The sequence below is a fragment of the Burkholderia sp. SJZ089 genome (assembly GCF_007828315.1).
GTDB classification, from domain to species: Bacteria; Pseudomonadota; Gammaproteobacteria; order Burkholderiales; family Burkholderiaceae; genus Burkholderia; species Burkholderia gladioli.
Genome location: NZ_VIUM01000002.1, coordinates 291488 through 315685, shown reverse-complemented (window position 1 = coordinate 315685; position 24198 = coordinate 291488). Strand labels below are relative to the sequence as shown.

23 protein-coding genes are annotated in these 24198 nt (G+C 71.3%); 19 read left to right on the top strand and 4 right to left on the bottom strand.

What is annotated here, in order from left to right; all coding sequences use genetic code 11:
- Positions 1 to 265: 265 nt before the first annotated feature.
- The 10 genes from FB600_RS04535 (at position 266) to FB600_RS04490 (ending at position 9722) form a co-directional block, all read left to right on the top strand.
- The gene (locus FB600_RS04535; RefSeq protein WP_013699505.1) at positions 266 to 1453 is read left to right on the top strand and encodes an MlaE family ABC transporter permease; all 1188 of its coding nucleotides are present in this window, start codon (positions 266 to 268) and stop codon (positions 1451 to 1453) included.
- Between the two features lie 56 nt (positions 1454 to 1509).
- Entirely contained in the window at positions 1510 to 2373 is an 864-nt protein-coding gene (locus FB600_RS04530; protein WP_145756377.1) for an ABC transporter ATP-binding protein, read from the top strand.
- A 15-nt stretch (positions 2374 to 2388) separates the two neighbouring features.
- Positions 2389 to 3336, top strand: coding sequence for an MlaD family protein (locus tag FB600_RS04525; protein WP_046581779.1), 948 nt, complete (start codon positions 2389 to 2391; stop codon positions 3334 to 3336).
- 163 nt (positions 3337 to 3499) lie between these two features.
- A complete protein-coding gene (locus tag FB600_RS04520) occupies positions 3500 to 4129 on the top strand; it encodes an ABC-type transport auxiliary lipoprotein family protein (protein WP_044274509.1) in 630 nt (209 codons plus the stop codon).
- A 40-nt stretch (positions 4130 to 4169) separates the two neighbouring features.
- The gene (locus FB600_RS04515; RefSeq protein ID WP_145756298.1) at positions 4170 to 5369 is read left to right on the top strand and encodes a VanZ family protein; all 1200 of its coding nucleotides are present in this window, start codon (positions 4170 to 4172) and stop codon (positions 5367 to 5369) included.
- 249 nt (positions 5370 to 5618) lie between these two features.
- Entirely contained in the window at positions 5619 to 5939 is a 321-nt protein-coding gene (locus FB600_RS04510; RefSeq protein WP_013699500.1) for a (2Fe-2S) ferredoxin domain-containing protein, read from the top strand.
- A gap of 37 nt (positions 5940 to 5976) precedes the next feature.
- The gene (locus FB600_RS04505) at positions 5977 to 6609 is read left to right on the top strand and encodes an alpha/beta hydrolase (RefSeq protein ID WP_013699499.1); all 633 of its coding nucleotides are present in this window, start codon (positions 5977 to 5979) and stop codon (positions 6607 to 6609) included.
- A gap of 424 nt (positions 6610 to 7033) precedes the next feature.
- Positions 7034 to 8338 (top strand): D-alanyl-D-alanine carboxypeptidase family protein, encoded by a 1305-nt coding sequence (locus tag FB600_RS04500; RefSeq protein WP_013699498.1) that lies wholly within the window; start codon positions 7034 to 7036, stop codon positions 8336 to 8338.
- Positions 8339 to 8434: 96 nt separating this feature from the next.
- Positions 8435 to 9349 carry a D-amino acid aminotransferase gene (locus FB600_RS04495; protein ID WP_096750141.1) on the top strand — a complete coding sequence of 305 codons (915 nt, stop codon included), beginning with the start codon at positions 8435 to 8437 and terminating at the stop codon, positions 9347 to 9349.
- Between the two features lie 61 nt (positions 9350 to 9410).
- Positions 9411 to 9722, top strand: coding sequence for a YbeD family protein (locus FB600_RS04490; protein WP_013699496.1), 312 nt, complete (start codon positions 9411 to 9413; stop codon positions 9720 to 9722).
- Positions 9723 to 9755: 33 nt separating this feature from the next.
- On the opposite strand, the gene FB600_RS04485 is transcribed toward FB600_RS04490, so the two are convergent.
- Complete coding sequence (locus FB600_RS04485; protein WP_096750142.1) at positions 9756 to 10832, bottom strand: transcriptional regulator GcvA; 1077 nt, start codon at positions 10830 to 10832, stop codon at positions 9756 to 9758.
- Positions 10833 to 10933: 101 nt separating this feature from the next.
- Here FB600_RS04485 and FB600_RS04480 point away from each other — a divergent pair, with 101 nt between their 5' ends.
- The 3 genes from FB600_RS04480 (at position 10934) to lipA (ending at position 13065) form a co-directional block, all read left to right on the top strand.
- The gene (locus FB600_RS04480) at positions 10934 to 11263 is read left to right on the top strand and encodes a DUF2917 domain-containing protein (protein ID WP_036036474.1); all 330 of its coding nucleotides are present in this window, start codon (positions 10934 to 10936) and stop codon (positions 11261 to 11263) included.
- Between the two features lie 64 nt (positions 11264 to 11327).
- Complete coding sequence (lipB, locus tag FB600_RS04475) at positions 11328 to 12080, top strand: lipoyl(octanoyl) transferase LipB (protein WP_060002699.1); 753 nt, start codon at positions 11328 to 11330, stop codon at positions 12078 to 12080.
- Positions 12073 to 13065: a lipoyl synthase gene (gene lipA / locus FB600_RS04470; protein WP_013699492.1), complete on the top strand. Its 993-nt coding sequence runs from the start codon at positions 12073 to 12075 to the stop codon at positions 13063 to 13065. The genes lipB and lipA overlap by 8 nt, the downstream gene beginning before the upstream one ends.
- Positions 13066 to 13109: 44 nt before the next feature.
- Here the strand turns inward: lipA and FB600_RS04465 are convergent, their stop codons facing one another.
- Positions 13110 to 13367: a hypothetical protein gene (locus FB600_RS04465; protein WP_124076546.1), complete on the bottom strand. Its 258-nt coding sequence runs from the start codon at positions 13365 to 13367 to the stop codon at positions 13110 to 13112.
- On the opposite strand from FB600_RS04465, the gene tauA reads away from it, so the two are divergent.
- From tauA to FB600_RS04450, 3 genes are read left to right on the top strand one after another with little or no spacing between them, the layout of a single operon-like run.
- A complete protein-coding gene (gene tauA / locus FB600_RS04460) occupies positions 13366 to 14391 on the top strand; it encodes a taurine ABC transporter substrate-binding protein (protein WP_145756297.1) in 1026 nt (341 codons plus the stop codon). The two genes, FB600_RS04465 and tauA, sit on opposite strands and share 2 nt — an antisense overlap.
- Before the next feature lie 22 nt (positions 14392 to 14413).
- Positions 14414 to 15217 (top strand): taurine ABC transporter ATP-binding protein, encoded by an 804-nt coding sequence (locus FB600_RS04455; protein WP_096750144.1) that lies wholly within the window; start codon positions 14414 to 14416, stop codon positions 15215 to 15217.
- On the top strand, positions 15214 to 16197 hold the full coding sequence (locus FB600_RS04450) for an ABC transporter permease subunit (RefSeq protein ID WP_096750145.1): 984 nt from the start codon (positions 15214 to 15216) through the stop codon (positions 16195 to 16197). The genes FB600_RS04455 and FB600_RS04450 overlap by 4 nt, the downstream gene beginning before the upstream one ends.
- A gap of 34 nt (positions 16198 to 16231) precedes the next feature.
- Here FB600_RS04450 and FB600_RS04445 read toward each other — a convergent pair whose 3' ends face one another.
- Both FB600_RS04445 and FB600_RS04440 read right to left on the bottom strand, forming a co-directional pair.
- Positions 16232 to 18208 carry a gamma-glutamyltransferase family protein gene (locus FB600_RS04445; protein WP_145756296.1) on the bottom strand — a complete coding sequence of 659 codons (1977 nt, stop codon included), beginning with the start codon at positions 18206 to 18208 and terminating at the stop codon, positions 16232 to 16234.
- A gap of 302 nt (positions 18209 to 18510) precedes the next feature.
- Entirely contained in the window at positions 18511 to 19416 is a 906-nt protein-coding gene (locus tag FB600_RS04440; protein WP_017922003.1) for a LysR family transcriptional regulator, read from the bottom strand.
- Positions 19417 to 19566: 150 nt separating this feature from the next.
- Between FB600_RS04440 and FB600_RS04435 the strand changes: the two genes are divergently transcribed.
- From FB600_RS04435 to FB600_RS04425, 3 genes are read left to right on the top strand one after another with little or no spacing between them, the layout of a single operon-like run.
- Positions 19567 to 21705: a 3-hydroxyacyl-CoA dehydrogenase NAD-binding domain-containing protein gene (locus tag FB600_RS04435; RefSeq protein WP_145756295.1), complete on the top strand. Its 2139-nt coding sequence runs from the start codon at positions 19567 to 19569 to the stop codon at positions 21703 to 21705.
- Positions 21706 to 21755: 50 nt separating this feature from the next.
- Positions 21756 to 22964, top strand: a complete 1209-nt coding sequence (locus FB600_RS04430) for an acyl-CoA dehydrogenase family protein (RefSeq protein ID WP_145756294.1) — start codon at positions 21756 to 21758, stop codon at positions 22962 to 22964.
- 16 nt (positions 22965 to 22980) lie between these two features.
- Positions 22981 to 24105 (top strand): acyl-CoA dehydrogenase family protein, encoded by a 1125-nt coding sequence (locus tag FB600_RS04425; protein WP_096750149.1) that lies wholly within the window; start codon positions 22981 to 22983, stop codon positions 24103 to 24105.
- The last annotated feature ends 93 nt before the right edge of the window (positions 24106 to 24198 follow it).

Sequence of the window (24198 nt, the reverse complement as noted above, 5' to 3'; positions counted from 1 at the left end):
ACCACGGCGACGGCGTCGTCGGCCGGAACCGCCTGCAAGTATCGAAAGCCAACATGACGGTGAAATGAAAGTCGCTCGACCGGCATTTGGAAGATTGGCTCGAAATGCCGGGCGGGGGGGGACTTGCCGGCCCGCGCGCGGGGCCGCCGGGCGCGCCGCGAGGCGGTGGCGCCTTGCGGGTTTGCGCCGAGCACAGCTTGGGCGCGCAGGCAGATGGGGTTCGATACAATGGCCGCTGTCTCAATCTCGCGAAAACTCGGCTCCCTTGGACTTCCAGACACCTCCGGGCCTGTCGGTGGATACCGGCGGCGACGGCAAGATCGTGCGCCTGTCCGGGCAATGGACGGCGCTGGCGCTGGCGCGCGACCGCGGCGTGGTGGTGCGGCGCGTCCACAAGCTCGCGCGCGGCCCGGCGCGCGCCGGCGGCCGGATGCCGGCGCTGGGCGCCGGTTCCGCCGCCGCGCAGGGCGGCCCGGTCAGCCGCTGGGACCTGTCGGCGATCGACCGGCTCGATCATGTCGGCGGGCAGGCGCTATGGCGTGTCTGGGGCCACCGGCTGCCCGAGGGCCTGACGCTGACCGACAACCAGCGCACCATCTTCGAGCGGATCCAGCGTCTCGACGAGGCGCGCGAGGAGCCGGAGCCGGTGATCCGCCACGATCCGGTCACGCGGCTCGGGCTGGCCCTGATGCAGTTCGGCGAGCACCTGTTCGGCGGCATCGCCATGTTCGGGCGCGTGATCCTCGACCTCGGCTCGATCGCCCGGCGCCCCAAGACCATGCCCTGGACCGAGATCTCGGCCAACGTCTACAACGCCGGCGCCAAGGCGCTGCCGATCACGGCCCTGGTGGCCTTCCTGATCGGCATCGTGCTGAGCTACCTGTCGGCCCAGCAGCTGCAGCAGTTCGGCGCCAACCGCTATATCGTCAACATCCTCGGGCTGTCGGTGATCCGCGAGCTGGGGCCGGTGCTGGCGGCGATCCTGGTGGCCGGGCGCTCGGGCTCGGCGATCACTGCCCAGATCGGCGTGATGCGCGTCACCGAGGAGCTCGACGCGATGCGCGTGATGGGCATCCCGCACGGGCTGCGCATCGTGCTGCCGCGCGTGCTCGCGCTCGGCGTGGCGATGCCGCTGCTGGTGATGTGGACCAATATCGTCGCGCTCTCGGGCGGGGCGCTGGCCGCCAAGCTGGCGCTGGGCATTGACGTCAACTTCTTCATCCGCTCGCTGCCGGGCGTGGTGCCGATCGCCAACCTGTGGATCGGGCTCGGCAAGGGCGTGGTGTTCGGCATGCTGATCGCCCTGGTCGGCTGCCATTTCGGATTCCGCATCAAGGCCAATTCGCAGAGCCTGGGCGAGGGCACCACCACCTCGGTGGTCACCTCGATCACGGTGGTGATCCTGGCCGACGCGGTGTTCGCGATCCTGTTCCAGAACGTGGGGCTCGGATGATGGACGAGAATCGGAACGCGCCGGTGCAGACGGGCGGTGGCACCGCCGCCGCCGCGATGCGCGCGGCCGACGCCGGGGGCGAGGCGAACCCGGCCGGCTACGTGATCGAAGTGCGCGACATGACCAAGCGCTACGGGCGCAACGTGATCCACGAGCATCTCGACTTCGACGTGCGCCAGGGCGAGATCGTCTCGATCGTGGGCGGCTCGGGCTCGGGCAAGACCACCCTGGTGCGCCAGATCCTGGGCCTGGAGCAGCCCAGCTCGGGCACCGTGCGCGTGTTCGGCGAGGATCTCGCCACCCTCGACGCCGATTCGGCGCGCGTGATGCGCAGCCGCTCCGGCATGCTGTTCCAGCACGGCGCGCTGTTCTCCTCGCTGACCGTGTTCGACAACATCGCCCAGCCGCTGCGCGAGCTCGGGCGCGTGCCCGAGGACCTGCTGCACGAGATCGTGATGCTCAAGCTGGAGATGGTCGGGCTGCCCTGCAAGCACGCCTCGAAGATGCCCTCGGCGCTGTCCGGCGGGATGGTCAAGCGGGTCGGCATCGCCCGCGCGATCGCGCTGGAGCCCGAGCTGCTGTTCCTCGACGAGCCCACCGCCGGGCTCGACCCGCGCGCATCGGACGAATTCGTCGACCTGATCGCCACCCTGCACCGCACCCTGGGCCTGACGGTGGTGATGATCACCCACGATCTCGACACCATGGTGGCGCTCTCCACGCGGGTGGCGGTGATCGCCGATCGCAAGGTGCTGGTGGCCGCGCCCGTCGAGGAGGCGGCCAGCGTCGATCATCCCTTCATCAAGGAATACTTCCTCGGCCTGCGCGGGCGCCGCGCGCTGCAGGCGCTGCCGCCCGAGCGGCGCGCGAAATTGCCGAAGGCGGCACTCGAGCCGGCGCTGTCCAGCGTCGAGCTGTAAAGCAAGGAATCGCGAATGGAAAACAAGTCACATGCGTTCTGGGCGGGGCTGTTCGCCATCGGCCTGCTGCTCGCGATCATCGCGGCGGTGTTCTGGTTCAACGTCGATCGCACGGTACGGATCCCTTACGACCTGGTGGCGCGCACCAACGTGACGGGCCTGTTCCCCGACGCGGCGGTGCGCTATCGCGGCCTGGACGTCGGCAAGGTCGCCACCATCCACTTCGACCGCGCCCACCCGGGCGAGATCTCGATCCGCATCCTGGTCGACAAGGATGCGCCGATCACGCGCTCGACCTACGGCAGCCTGGGCTTCCAGGGCGTGACCGGGATCGCCTTCGTGCAGCTCGACGATACCGGCCGCGATCCCTCGCCGCTACCCACCTCGATGAAGGACGTGGCGCAGATCCCGCTGCACCCGAGCCTGTTCGACCAGCTCCAGCAGCGCGGCGACGTGCTGCTCAAGCAGATGGAGGTGGCGGCCTCCAGCGTCAACGCGATGCTCTCGCCCGAGATGCGCGAGCAGTTGAAGGCCACCGCCGCCAGCGTGCAGCAGGCCGCCGACGGCGTGAGCACGCTCACCAGGTCGCTCGAGCCGGTCACCGCGCAACTGCCCGAAACCACCCGCCGCGTGAACCAGGCGCTGGCCTCGGCCGACGCGATGCTGGCGCCGCACGGGCCGCTCGCCGCCAACCTGGACCGCGCCGGCAAGGCCGCCGAACAGGCGGGAACTGCGCTCACGCAGATGGATCAGACGCTCTCCGAGCTGAACGCGAGCGTGCGCTACGAGACGCTGCCGCGGATCAATTCGCTGAGCTCGAACCTTGGCGATACCTCGCGGACCGTGCGCGACGTGGCCGGCGAGATCAGCCGCAACCCGCGCAGCCTGCTGTTCGGCACCAGCGCCGGCCTGCCGGGCCCGGGCGAGGCGGGTTTCGCCTGGCCGCGGGCGGGGTCGCGCTGAGCGCGGGCGGGCAAGGTGCCTGCCGCTCGCGCCCGATTGACTGATGACTGACAGATACCGGCCGGCCCGTGCCCCGCGGCGCGGGCCGGCGATCGACCCGATGCCGGTCGGCCCCCGGGCCGCGGCCACCGCCCACGAGTTCACGACCATGCAGGAATCCGCGATGTCACGCTTGTCCTTCCTCTCCGCCCGCCGGGCCGCCGCGCTGGGCGCGATGCTGCTGTTCACGCTGCTCGCCGGCTGCGCGGGCGACGCGGCCCGGATGTCGAACATCCGCTACGACCTCGGGCCGCTCGATACCTCGTCGCTGGCGCTCGCGCCGGCTTCAGGCTCCGTGATCAAGGTGCTCGACGTGCGCGCGCCCGATGCCTTCGATACCGACAAGTTCGCCTACCGGCTCGCTTATGCCGACGCGCAGCGCATCGCCACCTACCGCGACAGCCGCTGGACCGCGCCGCCCGCGCAACTGCTGACGCAGCGCCTGCGCGCGGCGCTCGCGGCGCGGGGCACGGTGCTGGAAGGGGGCGACGCGGTGCGCGCGAGCGTGCTGCATGTCGAGCTCAACACCTTCGAGCAGGTGTTCGACGGCCAGGCGCAGAGCCACGGCGAGGTGGCGGTGCGCGCCACGCTCACGCACGACGGCGCGGTGCTCGGCCAGCGCAGCTTCGTGGCGCGCGCGCCGGCCAGCACGCCCGACGCGGCCGGCGGCGCGAGCGCGCTGGCCGCCGCGAGCAACGAGCTGGTGGCGCAGATCGTCGCCTGGCTCGCGGTGCAGAACACCGCGGCGCAATGAGCGGCGCGGTGCCGGGCGGGCCGGGCGCGGAGCCGCCCAGATGAACCCGGAGGCGCCGCCGCGCGGACCGTCGCTGCTGGCGCGGCGGCTTTTCGGCGCGTACGCGGCGCTGATCGTCTACGCCTCGCTGTATCCCTTCCTCGGATGGCGCTCGCTCGGCGTCGGCCCCTTCGACTACCTGTTCGCGCCGATGCCGCGCTACTGGACGATGTTCGACGTCGTCACCAACGTGCTCGGCTACCTGCCGCTCGGGCTGTGCGCGGTGGGCGCGCTGCATCCGCGCGTGAAGGGCGCGGCCGCGGTGCTGGTCGCCACGCTGGCCGGCACGCTGCTGTCGGGCGCCATGGAGGCGCTGCAGACCTACCTGCCGACGCGCGTGGCCTCCAATCTCGACCTCGGCGCGAATGCCTTCGGCGCCTTCCTGGGCGGCCTGCTGGCCGCGCCGCTCGCGCCCGCGCTGATCGAGCGCGGCGCGCTGCGGCGGCTGCGCGACGCCTGGTTCGATCGCGAGGCCGCCACGCCGCTGCTGCTCTCGGCGCTCTGGCCGTTCGCGGTGCTGTTTCCCTCGCCCTTCCTGTTCGGCATCGGCCGCTGGCCGAGCGAGCTGTGGGACCGCGCCGATACCTCGATGCAGGACGCGCTGCTGGCCTGGATGCCGGCCGGCTGGCGCATCGACGCCTGGCCCGACGCGCTGGACGCGCATCTCTCCGATCCCGCCTGGGAGGCGCTGCTGGCGGGGCTGGGCCTGTTCGCGGCGCTCGCGCTGGCCTCGCTGACGATGCGCGCGCAGGCGCCGCGCGCGCGGCTGGCGATCGCCTTCGTGGTGGTCGCGCTGCTGCTGAAGACCGGCGCCACCTTCCTGCAACTGCGCAGCGGCCTGTCGTTCGACTGGGCGACCCCGGGCGCCTGCGCGGGCGTCGCGCTGGGCCTGGCCGCCGCGCTGGTCGCGCTGCGGCTGCGCGCGGTATGGCGTGCCACCGCGGCGGCGCTGGCGCTGGCCGTCTCGCTGGCGCTGGTCAACCTGCTGCCGGTCAATCCGTTCTTCGACTACGCGCTGTCGGGCTGGAGCCAGGGGCGCTACCTGCATTTCAACGGCATCGCGCGCTGGCTGGCCTGGAGCTGGCCCTACGCGGCCCTGGTCTGGCTCGGCTGGCATGCCGAGCATGGCTGGCTCGGGCGGCGCGCGAGGCATCGCGCGGGCGTCGCCGCGCGCGAGCGGCGCGACGACCGGCGCCGCTGAGACCGGCTGATCGGCAGCCTTGCCAGGCGGGCCAGAGCGTGGTGCCGGGACGCGAGGCATTGGTCGCGCCACGCCGGCGGTCGTGAACGCGCCGAGCCGCCCCGGCGCGCCGATCCACGCGCCGCAAGGCCCGCGCGGCAGGCCAGCGGGCCGCGCGCTCGCTCGCTATAATCGGACCTCCCGACACCCTCCCCAATCCAGCTGGCGGCGCGCGGCACAGACCAGGCGCACGCGGGCGGTCCCCATATCATGAACGGCAGCTACTACCAGCATCACGTGTTCTTCTGTCTGAACCAGCGCGACCCGGGCGCGGATCGCCCGAGCTGCGCCAATTGCGATGCGCAATCGATGCAGGAATACGCCAAGAAGCGCGTCAAGGAGCTGGGCCTGGCGGGCGCCGGCAAGGTCCGCATCAACAAGGCGGGCTGCCTGGACCGCTGCGAGGAAGGCCCGGTGATGGTGGTCTATCCGGAAGGCACCTGGTACACCTATGTCGACAAGCAGGACATCGACGAGATCGTCGAATCGCACCTGCGCGACGGCCAGGTGGTCGAGCGCCTGAAGATCTGAGCGCGCCGCGCGCCAACCGAAGGAAACCGCAAGCCGCATGAACGCCCAAACGCAGAAGTCCCTGATCGACGGCCCGGTCGGCCGCATCGAGATCGCCGTCGACCTGCCGCCCGACGGCACCGCCACGCGCGGCATCGCGCTGGTCGCGCATCCGCATCCGCTGTTCGGCGGCACCATGGACAACAAGGTCGCGCAGACGCTGGCGCGCATCTTCACCCAGCTCGGCTACATCGTCACGCGTTCGAACTTCCGCGGCGTCGGCGCCACCGAGGGCACGCACGACAACGGCCACGGCGAGACCGACGACCTGCTGGCGGTGCTGGCCCACATGCGCGCCCAGCCCGGCCAGGCCGAGCTGCCGCTGGTGCTGGCGGGTTTCTCGTTCGGCACCTTCGTGCTCTCGCAGGTCGGCAAGCAGATGCGCGAGCGCGGCGAGGCGATCGAGCGGATGGTGTTCGTCGGCACCGCGGCGAGCCGCTGGGCGGTGGCCGAGGTGCCCGAGGACACCATCGTGATCCACGGCGAAACCGACGATACCGTGCCGATCGGCTCGGTCTACGATTGGGCACGGCCGCAGGAGCTGCCGGTGATCGTGATCCCGGGCGCCGAGCACTTCTTCCACCGCAAGCTGCACATCCTCAAGCGCGTGATCGTCGACGCCTGGCGCTGAGCCGGACTGCGATCCGGTCGCGCTGCCGCGGGGACCTTGCCGCCATCTCGTCGCGCTCCCGCCGTGCTTCCCTTTGCGCTTGCCTGACGCCGGACTTGCGGATCGATTGCGGGTGACGGCCACGCGCGCCGCGCGTCTACCATCTGTCCGCCGCGCGCGACAGAAACCGCCGCCGCGGCTTGGGGCCCGGCCGGCGCCCGTATAATGGCCGGGTTTGCCCGCTACGCACGGCAGCTTCGACGCCGGCGGCGGCTCGCGAATACGCGCGTTTTCCGCGTGCCGCGAACCGACGCTGCCGCCGCCTGTCCAACTCCGCGCGTCGCGCCAGGCTCCGCCCAGGTGCCGCGGCCGGACCGCTCGCCGTCCCGGTTCCCCGATCTTGCGCCCCGTGCGCAGCACTTTCTGCCATCAGCCTGAATCGATCATGCGTTTGTCCTCCGTAGGCCTCAAGTCTCTCGCTTCCTCCACCGCCTTCGCCACCGTCGCGCGCAATGTCGCGCTCGGCGTGGTGGTGCCCGCCGCGCTCGTGACGACGGTTGCCGTCGCGCAGGCCAAGCCCGCCAAGAAGGCGGCAGCGGCTGCCGCCGCGGCCGCGGCGCCGACCGGCGCGCCGGCCACCTACATGCCGGGCGCGGTGCCGCCGCCGGGCGTCAACGCGCGCTCCTGGGTGCTGGTCGACGCGAGCAGCAACCAGGTGCTGGCTTCCGGCAACGCGGACGAGCGCGTCGAGCCGGCCTCGCTGACCAAGCTGATGACGGCCTACCTGGTGTTCGAGGCGCTCTCCACCAAGAAGATCTCGATGGAGCAGATCGTCACGCCGAGCGAGGCGGTGCGCCGCGTCGGCACCGACGAGTCGCGCATGTTCATCGAGGCCAACAAGCCGGTCTCGGTGCACGACCTGGTGTACGGCATGATCATCCAGTCGGGCAACGACGCGGCGATCGCGCTGGCCGAGCTGGTGGGCGGCAGCGAATCGCAGTTCGTCAACATGATGAACGCCGAGGCGCAGAAGCTCGGCATGTCGGGCACCCACTTCGCCGACGTGAACGGCATGCCCGACCCGCAGCACTACACCACGGCGGGCGACCTGGCCAAGCTGTCGGCGCGCCTGATCCGCGACTTCCCCGACTACTACAACATCTTCTCGGTCAAGGAATTCAGCTACAACAACATCCGCCAGCCGAACCGCAACCGGCTGCTGTGGATCGACCCGACCGTCGACGGCCTGAAGACCGGCCACACCCAGGCGGCCGGCTACTGCCTGATCGCCTCGGCCAAGCGTGCGCTGCCGGGCGCCGACGGCGGCACACGACGCCTGGTCTCGGTGATGATGGGCGAGACCAAGGAAAGCGACCGCGTGCAGGACAGCATGAAGATGCTGAACTACGGCTACAGCGCCTTCGATGCGGTGCGCCTCTACAAGGGCGGCCAGGCCGTCGAGACGCCGCGCGTCTACAAGGGTAAGGCCAATTCCGTGCAGGTCGGCGTGCAGAAGGACCAGTTCGTCACGCTGCCCAAGGGCGTGGGCGACAAGCTCAAGCCGCAGGTCACGCTGAACACGCCGCTGATCGCACCGCTGGCCGAAGGCCAGCAGGTCGGCACGGTGCAGTTCGTGGCCGACGGCAAGACCGTCGCGCAATTCCCGGTGGTGGCGCTGCAGGCGGTGCCGGAAGCGGGCCTGCTCGGCCGGATCTGGGATTCGATCCTGCTGATGTTCAGCAAGAAGTAAGCTTCGACGTGCCCGGCACGACGCCGGCGCGCCGCAAGCGGTAAGCTGTCGGCGCGGGCGCTGTCCCGCGCCTTCATCTTTTCCTCCTTGATCGCCATGAGCCAAGCAGAGTTCGATCCGGTCGTCTATCTGAGCGTGTCCTCGCAGGAGCAACGGGTGCCGCTGTCCGAGGCGCGCGTGCCGGTGCTAGATCGCGGTTTCATCTTCGGCGACGGCGTCTACGAGGTGGTGCCGCTGTACGCGGTGGAAGGCGGTGGGCGCAAGCCGTTCCGGCTGCCGCAGCACCTGGCGCGGCTGGACCGCAGCCTGAAGAAGCTCGGCATCCCCAACCCGCGCGACGATGCCGGCTGGCAAGCGCTGCTCGACGAGCTGCTGGAAGCGAACGCGGCCGGGCTCGGCGACGGCCGGCATGCCAAGGCCTATCTGCAGATCACGCGCGGCGTCGCCAGGCGCGGCCACGCGTTTCCGGCCGAGGTCACGCCCACCGTGTTCATGATGGTCAGCCCGATGGAGCTGCCCGGCAACGAGATGCGCACCACCGGCGTGCGCTGCGTGACGGCCGAGGATCGCCGCTGGCTGCATGCCGACATCAAGTCCACCTCACTGCTGGGCAACGTGCTGATGGCCCAGCATGCGGCCGAGCGCGAGGCCTTCGAGACCATCCAGTTGCGCGACGGCAACCTCACCGAGGGGTCCTCCTCGAACGTCTGGGTGGTGAAGAACGGCGAACTGCTCGCGCCGCCGCGCAGCAACAAGATCCTCGAGGGGATCCGCTACGCGCTGCTCGAGGAGCTGGCCGAGGCCTGCGGGATCCCCTTCGTGGCGCGCGAGATCAACGAGGCCGAGCTGCGCGCGGCCGACGAGATCCTGCTCAGCTCGGCGACCAAGGAAGTGCTGCCGGTCACCTCGCTCGACCAGTTGCCGGTGCAGGATGGCCGCCCCGGCCCGGTCTACATCGCGCTCTACGAGGCCTACCAGCGCGCCAAGGCGAGCGAGCTGGCGGCGGCCTGAGCCTGCCGGTGGGGCCTGGCGGCACCCACTGGCTTTTCATCGATTCCTTCTGGAGAAGCTTATGACCACCGACCCGTCCAAGACAGTCGAACTGACTGGCGCGATCGATACCAGGAAGGAGACGCTGCTCGAATTCCCCTGCGACTTCCCGATCAAGATCATGGGGAAGGCGCATCCCGAGTTCAAGGACACCATCTTCAAGGTGGTGGCCGTGCACGACAACGAGATCGACCTCGAGAAGATCGAGGAGCGCTCCTCCAGCGGCGGCAACTACACGGGCCTGACCATCACCGTGCGCGCCACCAGCCAGCAGCAGCTCGACGACATCTATCGCTCGCTGACCGGCCATCCGATGGTGAAGGTCGTCCTCTAGGCGCGAGCGCGCCGCGGGCCGGCCTGGCCGGCCTCATTCCTCCCGCTTCGGCGCGGCCGCCATGGCCGCGCCGGGCAGCCCGGGCGCGTCGGCCGTGCCGGCTCCCGCGAGGCCTGCCTGCGCCGGCATCCCGCCCGGCTGCTTTGCCCCGATCGTTTCCCCCTCCCCGTTTCGCGCGGCCCGCCGGGCCAGGCGCTCGGCATCGATGCGCAGCCATTCCCGTTCGAAATGCGCCAGTTCCGCCAGCAGCCAGGTGCGGAAGGCCTGCACGCGCGGCGCGGCCAGGCGCGAGGGCAGGCAGACGAAATAGCAGTGCCAGGGGCTCGGCCCGTCGATGTCGAACAGGCGCACGATGCGTCCCGCGTCGAGTTCGGCCGCGGCCAGCGAGCGGCGCACCAGGGCGATGCCCTGGCCGTCGATGGCGGCCTGCACCAGTTGCGAGGAATCCTGGAACAGCAGGCCGCGCTTGGGTTCGCTGAGCGTCTCCAGGCCCGCCGCGTCGAACCAGGGGCGCCAGAGCTCGTCGTCGGAGCGCAGCAGCGGGTAGCGGGCCAGGTCGGCCGGCTCCCTGGGCAGCACGCCGCCGTTCAGGCTCGGCGCGCAGGCCGGGAAGAACATCTCGTCGAACAGCTTCTCCACGTGCAGGCCCGGGTAGTGGCCGTTGCCGAAGCGGATCGCGATGTCGACGTCGTCGCGCGAGAAGTCGGTCAGCGAGTTGGTGGACTGCAGTTCGAGGTCGATGTCGGGATGGCGGTCGATGAAGGAGCCGACGCGCGGCGTGATCCAGCGCGCCGCGAAGGACTGCAGCGAGGACACCACCAGGCGGTTGCCGCGGTCGGCGGCGCGCACGTCCTGGGTGGCGTCGAGCAGGATGGTCAGCGCGGCGCGCACCTGGCGCGCGTAGCGCTCGCCCGATTCGGTCAGCGCCAGGCGCTTGCCGTGCCGCACGAACAGCGGCACCCCGAGCTCCTCCTCGAGCGCGCGTACCTGGTGGCTGATCGCGCCGTGGGTGACGAACAGCTCGTCGGCCGCGCGCGAGAAGCTCTCGTGGCGGGCGGCGGCCTCGAAGGCGCGCAGGGCATTCAGCGGGGGGAGTTTGCGCAGGTCCACTTGCTAATTTTTCTCACAAGAACGTGAAAACGTATCGTTTTACGTAAACCCTTGATGTGCCTACGATTGTAGCCATTCCCCCGCTGTTTCCGGAGCGCATCATGAGAGAAATATCGTCAAGCGTCACCTTCGAGATCCAACCCGGCGAAACCGTGCCGATGAAGGTCGTGCACAGCACGCGGCTCAGCATCCAGGGCGCGACGGTATGGGCCACGCGCAGCGAGGATGTCGACGACTACTTCCTCGCGCCGGGCGCGAACCTGCGGCTGCGCCGCGGCGAGCGGCTGTGGCTGGCCGTGGAAGGGCCGGAGGCGGCCCGCGTGTCGTTCAGCGTCGGTGCGCCGGCGCCCGGGGAGGTCGCCCACACGGCGCTCACGCGCCTGGGCAACTGGCTCTCGGCGCGCCTGCACGACGGCTGGCGCACGGTCTGAGCGATGGTCTCGCCGACACGCGCCTGCCCGGCGGCGCGGGTCGGTTTTCGGTAAACTAGCGTCCATGTCAGCGCCGGCCCCCATCAATTCGTCCCCGATTTCCCCCGATCCCGCCGCGACGGCCGCCCCCGAGGCGGCTGCCGCGGCGCCGTTCGTGGTGCGCTGGCTCGGCTCGGCGCCCTACGAGCCGACCTTCGAGGCGATGCGCGCCTTCACCGATTCACGCACGCCCGAGACGGCCGACGAGATCTGGCTGGTCGAACATCCCCCCGTCTACACGCTCGGCCTGGCCGGCGACCCGGCGCACCTGCTGGTGGCCGACAGCGGCGTGCCGCTGGTCAAGGTGGACCGGGGCGGGCAGATCACCTATCACGGCCCGGGCCAGATCGTCGCCTACCTGCTGGTCGAGCTGCGCCGCCGCAAGCTGACGGTGCGCGGCATGGTCGAGCGCATCGAGCAGGCCGTGATCGATACCCTCGCGGCGTATAATCTCGCGTCGGTCCGCAAGGCGGGCGCGCCCGGCATCTATGTGGAATCAGGGCCGCATGCGGGCGCGAAGATCGCCGCCCTCGGTCTGAAGATACGCAACGGATGCAGCTATCACGGGTTGAGCCTGAACGTCCGGATGGACCTCGGCCCGTTTCTCGCGATCAATCCGTGCGGCTACGCGGGACTCGAGACGGTCGACATGGCGAGCGTGGGCGTGCTCGCCGACTGGCGCGACGTGGCCGACACGCTCGTGCGCCGTCTGACCGCCAACCTCGACGGCGCCACCGTCGCCGCATTGCCGCAGGCACTGGAACACACGAATGACTGACGTAACCGCAACCCCCGCATCGGCCGCCGCGGCCGAACCCGCCGTCTACGATCCGAGCGCGAAGCAGAAGGCCCAGGCCAAGACGGCGCGCATCCCGATCAAGATCGTGCCGATCGAGAAGCTCAAGAAGCCCGAGTGGATCCGCGTGAAGGCGGCCACCGGCAGCTCGCGCTTCAACGAGATCAAGACCATCCTGCGCGAGCACAACCTGCACACGGTGTGCGAGGAAGCGAGCTGCCCGAACATCGGCGAGTGTTTCGGCAAGGGCACGGCGACCTTCATGATCATGGGCGACAAGTGCACGCGGCGCTGCCCGTTCTGCGACGTCGGCCACGGTCGCCCCGATCCGCTCGATCCGGACGAGCCGGTCAACCTGGCCAAGACGATCGGCGCGCTGCGCCTGAAGTACGTGGTGATCACCAGCGTCGACCGCGACGACCTGCGCGACGGCGGCGCCGGCCACTTCGTCGAGTGCATCCGCCATGTGCGCGAGCATTCGCCGGAAACGCGCATCGAGATCCTCACGCCGGACTTCCGCGGCCGCCTGGACCGCGCGCTGGGCATCCTCAATGCCGCGCCGCCCGACGTCATGAACCACAACCTCGAAACCGTGCCGCGCCTCTACAAGGAAGCGCGCCCGGGCTCGGACTATGCGCATTCGCTGAAGCTGCTGAAGGACTTCAAGGCGCTGCATCCGGACGTCGCCACCAAGTCGGGCCTGATGGTCGGCCTGGGCGAGACGCCCGAGGAAATCCTGCAGGTGATGCGCGACCTGCGCGAGCACGACGTCGACATGCTGACCATCGGCCAGTACCTGCAGCCTTCCGAGCACCATCTGCCGGTGCGCGAGTACGTGCATCCCGACGTCTTCAAGATGTACGAGGAAGAGGCCTACAAGATGGGCTTCACGCATGCGGCGGTGGGCGCGATGGTGCGCTCGAGCTATCACGCCGACCTGCAGGCGCACGGCGCCGGCGTGGTCTGAGCCGGCTGCTTCCAGCCCTGCCTGCCGGGCCGCTTCGGCGGCCGTCATGAAAAACCCGCCGCGAGGCGGGTTTTTTGTTGGCGGCGCGGCCTGTCGCGGGCTGCGGCCGCCTGCCCGCGCCGGCGGCCTTCGCGCTCGCGTCGCGCTGAGCGCCCGATCGTCGGCCGTATCCGGTCGAACGCGAAAAGCATAGCGCCAGCAGCGTCAATTGCATCGCAGAAATGATTGGAACGGTGCCGCCGCGCAATCTCTATAGTCGGGCGTTTTCGTGCCACCGCATCCGACTCGTAGAGGTGATTCATGCCGCGTTTCCGTTCCGTCCTGACCGCCGCGCTGGCCGGCGCCGTCGCCACGCTCAGCCTGGGTGCCGCGCCCGCGCGCGCCGCCGACAAGGAGGTGGTGATCGCCTACCAGGACATGGTGGTGCCCTTGCGCTACGCGCAGGCCACCGGCGAGGTGGAGAAGGCGACCGGCTACAAGGTGACGTTCCGCAAGCTCGGCAGCGGCGCCGACGTGATCCGCGCGCTGGCCTCGGGCTCGGTGCAGGTCGGCGAGGCCGGCTCGGCGCCGGTTGCCGCGGGCCTCTCGCAGGGCGTCGATCTCTCGCTGTTCTGGATCCTCGACAACATCAACGACGCCGAGGCGCTGGTCGCCCGCGACGGCTCGGGCGTGACCAGCGTGGCGGGCCTCAAGGGCCACAAGCTCGGCGTGCCCTTCGTCTCGACCTCGCACTTCCACGCGCTGGTCGCGCTGCAGCAGGCCGGCGTCGATCCGAACCAGGTGAAGATCGTCAACCTGCGGCCGCCCGAGGTGGCGGCGGCCTGGGCGCGCGGCGACATCGACGCGACCTACATCTGGGACCCGGTGCTCGCCAAGGTCAAGCAGAACGGCAAGGTGCTGATCACCTCGGGCCAGGTCGCCAAGGCCAGCGGCAAGGCCACCTTCGACGGCTTCGTGGCGACCCGTGCCTTCGCGCGCGACAACCCAGAGTTCCTGAGGCGCTTCGTCAAGGTGCTGGCGGCGGCCGATGCCGACTACCGCGCGCATCCGGCCGCCTGGGGCAAGGGTTCGGCGCAGGCCGCGGCGGTTGCCAAGGAGTCCGGAGCGAATCCCGACGAGGTGCCGGCCAGCCTCGCGCTCTATGCCTTCCCCTCGCCGGCCGAGCAGGCTTCGGCCACCTGGCTGGGCGGCGGCGCGCAATCGGGCGCGGCGAAGTCGCTGGCGGCCACCGCGGCCTTCCTGAAGGCGCAGGGCACCATCCAGACGGTGCTGCCCGACTACTCGGTCGGCGTCGATCCGCAATTCGTGAAGGCCGCCGCGCATTGAGCGACGGCCGGGAGGCATCAGCATGAGCACGCTCGATATCCGGCGGCTGTCGGTCGCCTATCCGGGAGAGCGCGGGCGTGAAGGCACGCGCGCGCTCGACGAGGTCGACCTGTCGATCGGGGCCGGCGAATTCGTGGTCGCGGTCGGCGCCTCGGGCTGCGGCAAGACCAGCCTGCTGAACTGCATCGCTGGCTTCGTCGAGCCCAGCGCCGGCGAGGTGCTGCTCGACGGCGAACCCGTCACCGGCCCCGGCGCCGATCGCGGCGTGGTGTTCCAGAAATATGCGCTGCTGCCCTGGCTCGACGTGCTCGGCAACGTGGCGCTGGGGCTGCGCTTCCAGCGTGTCGCGAAGGCCGAGCGCGAGGCGCGCGCGCGCCGGATGCTGGCCCTGGTCGGGCTCGAGCGATACGCGCGTGCGCGCGTCTACGAGCTGTCGGGCGGCATGCAGCAGCGGGTGGGCATCGCGCGGGCGCTGGCGGGCGATCCGCGCGTGCTGCTGATGGACGAGCCGATGGGCGCGCTCGACGCGATGACGCGCGAGACCATGCAGGAGCTGGTGCTCGATCTGTGGGCCCGCACCGGCAAGACCGTGTTCTTCATCACGCACGACGTCGAGGAGGCGCTGTTCCTCGGCACGCGGGTGGTGGTGATGACGCCGGGGCCGGGGCGCGTCGCCGAATCGCATGAACTGCCGTTCGCGCGGCAGTACGTGCGTACGCGCGATGCGCGCGCGGTGAAGTCCTCGCCCGAGTTCATCGCGTGGCGCGAGCGGCTGATCGGCCGCCTGCATGGGCGCGATACCGATACCGCCAGGGAGGCCGCATGAGCACGACCGACGACGTTCGCGCGCGCACGGTGACCTGGCAGACCGGGACGATCGCGAGCGCGGGCGGCGAGGCAGCCGCGCGCGGGTCTCGTGCGACGCTTGCGGCGGCTGGCGCGCATGCGCCGGCCGGTGCCGGCGATGGCGCGGACGCGGGTGCACCGCGCGCCGCCTCGCGCCGGCGGGCCGCGCATCGCGGTGCGCGGCGCCCCGGCGAGGGGCCGACCGCCGCGCTGAGCGCGGCCTCGGTGGCGGGCCTGGCGCTGCTCTGGTGGGCCGCGACGCACTTCGGCTGGGTGCCGCCGTTGTTCCTGCCGTCGCCGGCCACGGTCTGGCGCGCCTTCGTCGACGCCTGGCACGGCAATATCCAGGGCGGCGTACCGCTGGCCGAGCATCTCGGCTGGAGCGCGCTGCGCGTGTTCGGCGCGTTCGCGCTGGCGGCCCTGTTCGGCATCCCGGCCGGCATCCTGATGGGCGTGAGCCGCGTCGCGCGCGGCCTGCTCGATCCGCCGCTGGAGTTCTACCGGCCGCTGCCGCCGCTGGCCTACCTGCCGCTGGTGGTGATCTGGTTCGGCATCGACGAGACTGCCAAGATCGTGGTGATCTTCCTGGCCTGCTTCGCGCCGATCGCGATGGCCGCGCGCGCCGGCGTGCGCAGCGCCACCGGCGAGCAGATCGCCGCGGCCTGGTCGCTCGGCGCCAGCCCAGCGCAGGTGGTGCGCCATGTGGTGCTGCCCGCCGCGCTGCCCGAGATCCTGACCGGGCTGCGGATCGCGATCGGCTTCGGCTGGACCACCCTGGTGGCCGCCGAGATGGTGGCCGCCACCGCCGGGCTCGGGCAGATGGTGCTGAACGCCTCGAGCTTCCTGCGTACCGACGTGGTGGTGATGGGGATCGTGCTGATCGGCGCGATCGCCTGGGGTTTCGACCTGGCGATGCGCGCGCTGGAGCGGCGTTGGGTGCCGTGGAAGGGGCGGGCTTAGGGCGGAGCGGGCGTGCCGCCCGAGGTTCCTCCGCTCAATCCCCCGCCGCCGCTCCCTCACGCCGCGGATCGGCGGTACCCAGCCACAGCGACTGCCCGTCGAGCGCGACGCGCTGCAGCCCGACCAGGTCCGAGGTGATCGGGACGAGCCGCACCTCGTGCCCGCGCCGCCTCAAGCCCTCGACCAGCGTATCCGACACACGTCCCGCTTCCAGCTCGGTCGGCCCGTTGCGCGAGCCGAAGTTCGGCAGGGCGATCGCCTGCGCCACCGTCAGGCCCCAGTCGGTGACGCCGGCCAGCGTCTTGGCGACCGGCATCGCGTCGGCGCCGCCGAGCACCAGCGCCACGCGCCGCGTGCCGCGCTCGAAGGCGATCTCGGGCGTGAGCGAGGAGCGTGGCCGCTTGCCGCCGTCCAGGCGGTTCGCGATCGGCCGGCCGTGATCGCGCGGCGTGCGCGAGAAGCCCGTCAGCGCATCGTTGAGCAGGAAGCCGCGCACCATCAGCCGCGAGCCGAACGGGTCGCCCAGGCTGGAGGCCATCGCCACCACCGCGCCGTCGTGATCGACCACCGCCAGTTCGCTGGCGGCGGGCGGCGGCGCCAGCGCATCGGGATCGTCGCCGAACGAGGTGGCCAGCGTCGAGTCGGCCGGCACGCCGGCTTCGGCATGCCCCAGGCTGGTGTCGCCGATCCGTTGCAGGCGCTGCGCCAGGTAGGTCGGCGCGACCAGCCGTTGCCAGTCGCCGGCCGGCGCCGGTACGCGCTCGGGATCGGCCAGGTAGCGCGCGCGGTCCGCATAGGCCAGCCGGCCCGCCTCGCTGAACAGATGCGCGGCCTGCGGCGTCGGCTCCAGGCCGCCGCCGTCGTTGCGCACCAGCTTTTGCCCGCCCAGCTTCTGCCAGTCCGGCAGCCCGTCGAACAGGCCGAACATCTGCGCGATCGCCAGGCCGCCCGAGGCCGGCGGCGGCATTCCGCACAAGGTCCACTTGCGATAGTCGCCGCAGAACGGCGTGCGCGGCAGCGCGCGGTAGCGGCCGAGATCCTGCTGCGTGAGCAAGCCCGGATTGGCCGACTGGCCGACCTTGGCGGCGATCTCGCGGGCGATCGCGCCGCTGTAGAACGGGTTCGCGCCGCCGGCCGCGAGCTGGCGCAGCGTGGCCGCGTAGGCGGGGTTGCGCAGCAGCGTGCCGGCGGTCTTGGGCCGCCCGTCCTGCTCGTAGAAATAGGCGCGCGCGGCCGGATCGGCGCGCAGGTAGGGATCGCCCGCGATCAGCGCGGCCAGCCGCGGGCTGATCGGGAAACCCTGGTCGGCGAGCTTGATGGCGGGCTGGAACAGGCGCTTCCAGGGCAGCTTGCCGTGCGCCCGATGCGCCAGCTCGAGCATGCGCAGGGTGCCCGGCACGCCCACCGGCCGGCCGCCGGCCACGGTCTGCGCGGGGCCGAGCAGCTTGCCGTCGCGGTCCAGGAACAGGCGCTCGGAGACGGCGGCCGGCGCGGTTTCGAGGCCGTCGTAGGCCTCGGTGGTCTTGTCGTCGGCATAGAGCAGCAGCGCGCCGCCGCCGAGGCCCGAGGATTGCGGCTCGGTCAGCGTCAGCACCAGCTGCGCGGCGATCGCGGCATCCACCGCGCTGCCGCCGGCCTTGAGGATCTCGGCGCCGGCCTGCGCGGCGAGCGGGTTCGCGGCGACGATCATCGAGCGCGCCGAGGACCAGCCCGGCTTGTCGCTCCAGCCGCTGGCCGGCTCGGCGACGCGGCCGCCGAAGGCCGTTTGCGGCGGGCGCTGCGCGGCGCCGCTGGCCGCCGTGGTACCGAGCGTGGCCGACGAGGATGCTGAAACCGCTGCCGCGCCGGCTGCCGCGTTGCCCGCGCCGGGCCCGTTCGCGCCGCCGCAGGCCGCGAGCGCGAGGCCGAGCCCGGCGGCGGCCAGCGAGGCCAGCCGTCGAGCGGGATTCGCGGCGGGGAGCGTCGCCTGGCGACGGGAGGGTGACGGGCGCGGGCTGGGCCGGTCGGTCATCGTGTACCTCGGGGCATGCGGCGGGGTGGAGCGGCAGCTGTCTCGGGGCTGCCGCGCGGCGGTTGCCCGCGGCGGCCGGTCGGGCCTGGCGCGGGCCGGCTATTGTGACCGCGCGCGCGGCTCGCTGTCATCGGGCGAATCCCTCCAATTTTTCGGGTCGCGCGAGCGGCCGTGGCTGCCGGGCGCTTCGGTCGGCCAGGCGCGCGGTGAGGCGCGAGCCGCCCGGCCGGAGCGTCAGGCAGTTTGGCGCGCGGGGCCGCTCGCCCGCTCCGGGCTGGAGCGGGCCGTGCCTTCCCGGCGGCTCAATCGACCAGCCGCCCCGACAGGCGCGCCTGCTCCAGGATGAAGTCGATGAAGGTGGCGGTGGCGCGCGTGTGATGGCGGTTCGGCATGTAGAGCATCGCCATGCGCGTGCCGAAGATGCTGAGCCGGTAGGCATCGAGCGTGGTGACCACCGCGCCGCGCCGCAGGTCGTCCTGGATCACGTAATCCGGCACGATGCCCACGCCGAGCCCGGCCAGCACCGCCTGGCGCAGGAACAGGAAGTTCTCGGAGATCAGGGTGGGCGCGAGCAGCACCTCGTGGCGGTCGCCGTCGAGGTAGGCGGCGATGCGCAGCTGCCGGCCGACCACCGTGGCGGTGATCAGCGGCGCATCGGCCAGCGCGTCGAGCGTGGCCGGCATGCCGTGCCGCGCGGCGAACTCGGGCGAGGCGCAGGCGACGTAGCGCACCGCGCCCATGTCGCGCGCCACCAGGTTCTGCGGCGGCTCGGACATCACGCGCACCGCGATGTCGACCTCGTCGCGCAGCAGGTCCTCGACGCGATTCTCGAACACCACGTCGAGCACGATGCCGGGATAGTCGCGCTTGAAGGCCAGCAGCCAGTCGGACATCACGATCTGCCCATAACCGCTCGGCACCGACAAGCGCACGCGGCCCTGCAGGGCCTGGCCGAGCGTGGCGACGGTTTCCTGCGCGGCCAGCAGTTCGTGCTGGATGCGCCGGCCGTGCTCGACCAGGCGCAGCGCCACCTCGGTGGGCTCGATGCGGCGCGTGGTGCGCCGCACCAGTTGCAGCCCCACCGACTTCTCCAGTTGATTGAGCCGGTAGCTGACATTGGCGCGGCTCATCTTGAGCCGGCGCGCGGCATTGCTGAGATTGCCGGCATCGAGGATCTCGACCAGCAGGGTCAGCGCATTGAGGTCCATCCCGGTATCCATCGCTTGATTGTCAAAGGAATTTTGACAGCTTGTAAAGGGATATGGAAATTGTCAATTCGGCTCGATCAATCGAGAATCGTGAATCCGCGAGGCGAGTTGCAACCCGCCCGCACGCCCGATTCCATCCGAGGAGACACGATGAGCGCCCCGAATCCCCCCGCTGCCGCCGCTGCCGGCACCGTCACGCGCGAACGCCGCGACAAGGTGCTGGTGGTCACGGTCGACCATGCTCCCGTCAATGCGCTGTCCACCGAGGTCCGGCGCGGCTTGCTGGAGGCGATCGAGGCCGCCGCCGGCGACGCGGCGGTGGAGGCGGTGCTGATCGTCGGCGCGGGCCGCAACTTCATCGCCGGCGCCGACATCCGCGAATTCGGCAAGCCGCCGCAGCCGCCCGCGCTGCCCGAGGTCTGCCGCCGCATCGAGGACAGCGCCAAGCCGGTGGTGGTCGCGCTGCACGGCGCGACGCTGGGCGGCGGCCTGGAGGTGGCGCTCGCCGCCCATTACCGCCTCGCGCTGCCGGGCGCCACGCTGGGGCTGCCCGAGGTGCTGCTGGGCCTGCTGCCCGGCGCCGGCGGCACACAGCGCGCACCGCGCCTGATCGGCGCGGCCGCGGCGCTCGACCTGATGCTGGGCGGCCGCCATGTCGGCGCCGAGGTTGCGCGCGAGCTGGGCCTGGTCGATCGCGTGGCGGCCAGCGACGACACGCTGGCCGAGGGCCTGGCCTATGCGCAGGAACTGCTGGCGAAGCGCGCGCCGGTGCGCCGCACGCGCGACGCGCAGGGCCTGGCCGATCGCGCCGCCGCGCAGGCGGCCATCGACGCCGCGCGCGCCGAGGTGGCCAAGCGCTCGCGCGGGCTGTTCTCGCCGCAGCGCATCGTCGAGGCGGTCGAGGCCGCGCTCGCGCTGCCCTTCGACGAGGGCATGAAGCGCGAGCGCGAACTGTTCGTCGAATGCCTGGACAGCCCGCAGCGCGCCGGCCTGATCCACGCCTTCTTCGCCGAGCGCGAGGCGGCCCGGGTGCCCGGGGCGAGCGGGGCGAAACCGCGCGAGATCGCGCGCGTTGGCGTGATCGGCGGTGGCACGATGGGCGCCGGCATCGCGGTGGCGGTGCTCGACGCGGGCCTGCCCGTGATCCTGGTCGAGCGCGACGATACCGCGCTCGCGCAGGGCCGCGCGCGCATCGCCAAGGTGTATGACGCGCTGGTCGCCAAGGGCCGCCTGTCGGATGCCGCGCGCGACGAGCGCATGGCGCGGCTGGCCGGCAGCACCGTCTACGACGCGCTGGCCGAGGTCGACCTGGTGATCGAGGCGGTGTTCGAGGACCTGGCCGTCAAGCAGGCCGTGTTCGAGGAACTGGCGCAGGTCGCCAAGCCGGGCGCGGTGCTCGCCACCAACACCTCCTATCTGGACATCGACGCGATCGCCGCCAGCGCGGGCGAGCGCGCCGCCGACGTGATCGGCCTGCACTTCTTCTCGCCGGCCAACCTGATGAAGCTGCTCGAGATCGTGGTGCCGGCGCATGTCGCGCCCGAGGTGGTGGCCACCGCCTTCGCGTTCGCCAAGCGGCTGCGCAAGGTGGCGGTGCGCGCGGGTGTCTGCGACGGGTTCATCGGCAACCGGCTGCTCGCGGTCTACCGCGCCGCCGCCGATTACCTGATGGAGGATGGCGCCTCGCCCTACCAGATCGACCGCGCGATCCGCGGTTTCGGCTTCCCGATGGGCCCGTACCAGGTGATCGACCTGGCCGGCGGCGACATCGGCTGGGCCACCCGCAAGCGCCGCGCGGCCACGCGCGATCCGGCGCTGCGCTACGTGGCGATCGCCGATCGCCTCTGCGAGCGCGGCTGGTTCGGGCAGAAGACCCAGCGCGGCTTCTATCGCTACCCGGAAGGCGCGCGCGTGGGCGAGCCCGATGCCGAGGTGGGGGCGATCATCGCCGCCGAGCGCGCGGCCAAGGGCATCGCGCCGCGCGAATTCAGCGACGAGGCGATCGTGCGCCGCTACCTGGCCGCGATGATCAACGAGGCCGCCAAGGTGCTGGAGGAGGGCATCGCCCTGCGTCCGCTCGATATCGACGTGGTGCTGGTGCACGGCTACGGCTTCCCGCGCCATCGCGGCGGCCCGCTCCACTACGCGGACACGCTGGGCCTCGCCGAGGTGCTGGCCGAGATCCGCCGCTACGCCGAGGAGGACCCGGTGTTCTGGCGCCCGGCGCCGCTGCTGGTCGAGCTGGCCGGGCGCGGCGCGAGCTTCGCGAGCCTGAACCCGGCGCGCTGAGCGCGACGCCTCATCCCGTCAACCCTTTCGTCTCGACCGGAGCCGATACGATGAACCTCGATTTCACTCCCGAAGAAGAAGCGTTCCGCGCCGAGGTGCAGCGCTTCCTCGCCGAGCAGTTGCCGCCGGAGCTGTCGCGCAAGGTCAGGAGCGGCCTGCACCTCACGCGCGAGGACATGCAGCGCTGGCACGCGATCCTGCACGCCAGGGGCTGGCTGGCGAGCCACTGGCCGAAGGAGCATGGCGGCCCGGGCTGGAGCGTGGCGCAGAAATTCCTGTTCGACAACGAATGCGCGATCGCCGGCGCGCCGCGCATCGTGCCGTTCGGCGTGAACATGCTCGGCCCGGTGCTGATCAAGTACGGCAGCGAGGCGCAGAAGCGCCACTGGCTGCCGCGCATCCTCGACGGCTCGGACTGGTGGTGCCAGGGTTACTCGGAGCCGGGCGCCGGCTCCGACCTGGCCTCGGTGCGCACCAGCGCCGTGCGCGACGGCGATCACTACGTGGTCAACGGCCAGAAGACCTGGACCACGCTCGGCCACTACGCGAACATGATCTTCTGCCTGGTGCGCACCGCCACCGACGTGCGCAAGCAGGAGGGCATCAGCTTCCTGCTGGTCGACATGAACACGCCGGGCGTCGAGGTGCGGCCGATCGTGCTGCTCGACGGCGAGCACGAGGTCAACGAGGTGTTCTTCACCGACGTGCGCGTGCCGGTGGAGAACCTGGTGGGCGAGGAGAACCGCGGCTGGACCTACGCGAAGTACCTGCTGACCTACGAGCGCACCAACATCGCCGGGATCGGCTTCTCGGTGGCCGCGCTGGAGCGGCTGCGCGCGGTGGCCGGGCGGCTCCTGAAGAACGGCCGGCCGCTGGCCGAGGACCCGCTGTTCGCCGCGCGCCTGGCGCGCGTCGAGATCGAGCTGGAGAACATGAAGACCACCAACCTGCGCGTGCTGGCGGCGGTGGCCGGCGGCGGCGCGCCGGGCGCGGAAAGCTCGATGCTGAAGATCCGCGGCACCGAGATCCGCCAGGAGATCTCCTCGCTGATGCGGCGCGCGATGGGCCCCTACGCGATGCCCTTCGTCGACGAGGCCTTCGAGGCCGATCACGAGGGCAAACATGAGCAAGAGCAGGTCGGCCCGGCCGAGGCGGCCAGCGCGGCCGCGCAGTATTTCAACAACCGCAAGCTGTCGATCTACGGCGGCTCGAACGAGATCCAGAAGAACATCGTCGCCAAGACGATCGTTGGTCTGTGACGCAGACGGAGGCCCCATGGATTTCAAGCTGAGCGACGATCGCCGGATGCTGGCCGATTCGCTGAACCGCTTCATCGACGAACGTTATGGTTTTCCGGTGCGCGAGCGCATCGCGCGCTCAGAGGCGGGTTACGACGCCGAGCTGTGGCGCCGCTTCGCCGAGCTGGGCGTGATCGGCGCGCTGTTCGAGGAAGCCGACGGCGGTCTCGGCGGCGCCGGGTTCGATCTCGCCGTGGTGTTCGAGAGCCTCGGGCGTGGCCTGGTGGTCGAGCCTTTCCTCGGCGCGCTGATGGCCGGCCGCGCGATCGCGGCGGGCGGCGACGCGGCGCAGCGCGAGCGGCTGGCCGCGCTGATCGAGGGCGGCACCACGGCCGCCTTCGCGCATGCCGAGCCGGGCAGCCACTACGAGCCGCACCGGGTGCGCACGCGTGCGGTGGCGGCGGGCGAAGGCTGGAAGCTGGACGGCGCGAAGGCGGTGGTCGAGCACGGCGCGCAGGCGGGCTTCTTCGTGGTGTCGGCGCGGCTCGCCGGCGAGGACGACGCGGCCGACGGCCTGGCCCTGTTCGTGGTGCCGCGCGAGACGCCAGGCCTTGCGCTGCGCGACTACGCGCGCATCGACGGCGGCCGCGCGGCCGAGCTGCGCCTCGACGGCGTGCAACTGGCGGCGGGCGCGCGGCTGGCCGGCGACGGCGCCGAGCTGCTCGAGCGCGTCACCGGCTTCGGCCTGCTGGCCCTGGCCGCCGAGGCGATCGGCGCGATGGAGGTGGTGAAGGCGCAGACCATCGACTACCTGCGCACGCGCAAGCAGTTCGGCCTGCCGATCGGCAGCTTCCAGGCGCTGCAGCATCGCGTCGCCGACCTGCTGCTGGAGATCGAGCAGGCGCGCTCGGCGGTGATCAACGCGGCGGCCGCGCTGGAGGCGCCGCGCGCCCAGCGCGAGCGGGCCCTGTCTGCCGCCAAGTACACGATCGGGCGTATCGGCACGCGCGTGGCCGAGGAGGCGATCCAGCTGCATGGCGGAATCGGCATGACCTGGGAGCTGCCGCTCTCGCACTACGCGAAACGGCTGGTGATGATCGACCACCAGCTCGGCGACGAGGATCACCACCTGGCGCGTTATATCGCGCTGGGGCGCGGCTGAGGCGAAGGTGTCGGTGCGGCGGGCGGGCCGCCCCGGCGCCCCCGCGCCGCTCGTGTCGCGTAAATGGCCCGACACATTATTTCCCAATCGTCC

Bases quoted from the DNA above. Each gene is read 5' to 3' on its own strand.
- FB600_RS04530 (WP_145756377.1), top strand. From the start codon at position 1,510: ATGCGCGCGGCCGACGCCGGGGGCGAGGCGAACCCGGCCGGCTACGTG.
- FB600_RS04525 (WP_046581779.1), top strand. From the start codon at position 2,389: ATGGAAAACAAGTCACATGCGTTCTGGGCGGGGCTGTTCGCCATCGGC.
- FB600_RS04520 (WP_044274509.1), top strand. From the start codon at position 3,500: ATGTCACGCTTGTCCTTCCTCTCCGCCCGCCGGGCCGCCGCGCTGGGC.
- FB600_RS04515 (WP_145756298.1), top strand. From the start codon at position 4,170: ATGAACCCGGAGGCGCCGCCGCGCGGACCGTCGCTGCTGGCGCGGCGG.
- FB600_RS04510 (WP_013699500.1), top strand. From the start codon at position 5,619: ATGAACGGCAGCTACTACCAGCATCACGTGTTCTTCTGTCTGAACCAG.
- FB600_RS04505 (WP_013699499.1), top strand. From the start codon at position 5,977: ATGAACGCCCAAACGCAGAAGTCCCTGATCGACGGCCCGGTCGGCCGC.
- FB600_RS04500 (WP_013699498.1), top strand. From the start codon at position 7,034: ATGCGTTTGTCCTCCGTAGGCCTCAAGTCTCTCGCTTCCTCCACCGCC.
- FB600_RS04495 (WP_096750141.1), top strand. From the start codon at position 8,435: ATGAGCCAAGCAGAGTTCGATCCGGTCGTCTATCTGAGCGTGTCCTCG.
- FB600_RS04490 (WP_013699496.1), top strand. From the start codon at position 9,411: ATGACCACCGACCCGTCCAAGACAGTCGAACTGACTGGCGCGATCGAT.
- FB600_RS04480 (WP_036036474.1), top strand. From the start codon at position 10,934: ATGAGAGAAATATCGTCAAGCGTCACCTTCGAGATCCAACCCGGCGAA.
- lipB (WP_060002699.1), top strand. From the start codon at position 11,328: ATGTCAGCGCCGGCCCCCATCAATTCGTCCCCGATTTCCCCCGATCCC.
- lipA (WP_013699492.1), top strand. From the start codon at position 12,073: ATGACTGACGTAACCGCAACCCCCGCATCGGCCGCCGCGGCCGAACCC.
- tauA (WP_145756297.1), top strand. From the start codon at position 13,366: ATGCCGCGTTTCCGTTCCGTCCTGACCGCCGCGCTGGCCGGCGCCGTC.
- FB600_RS04465 (WP_124076546.1), bottom strand. From the start codon at position 13,367: ATGAATCACCTCTACGAGTCGGATGCGGTGGCACGAAAACGCCCGACT.
- FB600_RS04455 (WP_096750144.1), top strand. From the start codon at position 14,414: ATGAGCACGCTCGATATCCGGCGGCTGTCGGTCGCCTATCCGGGAGAG.
- FB600_RS04450 (WP_096750145.1), top strand. From the start codon at position 15,214: ATGAGCACGACCGACGACGTTCGCGCGCGCACGGTGACCTGGCAGACC.
- FB600_RS04445 (WP_145756296.1), bottom strand. From the start codon at position 18,208: ATGACCGACCGGCCCAGCCCGCGCCCGTCACCCTCCCGTCGCCAGGCG.
- FB600_RS04440 (WP_017922003.1), bottom strand. From the start codon at position 19,416: ATGGACCTCAATGCGCTGACCCTGCTGGTCGAGATCCTCGATGCCGGC.
- FB600_RS04435 (WP_145756295.1), top strand. From the start codon at position 19,567: ATGAGCGCCCCGAATCCCCCCGCTGCCGCCGCTGCCGGCACCGTCACG.
- FB600_RS04430 (WP_145756294.1), top strand. From the start codon at position 21,756: ATGAACCTCGATTTCACTCCCGAAGAAGAAGCGTTCCGCGCCGAGGTG.
- FB600_RS04425 (WP_096750149.1), top strand. From the start codon at position 22,981: ATGGATTTCAAGCTGAGCGACGATCGCCGGATGCTGGCCGATTCGCTG.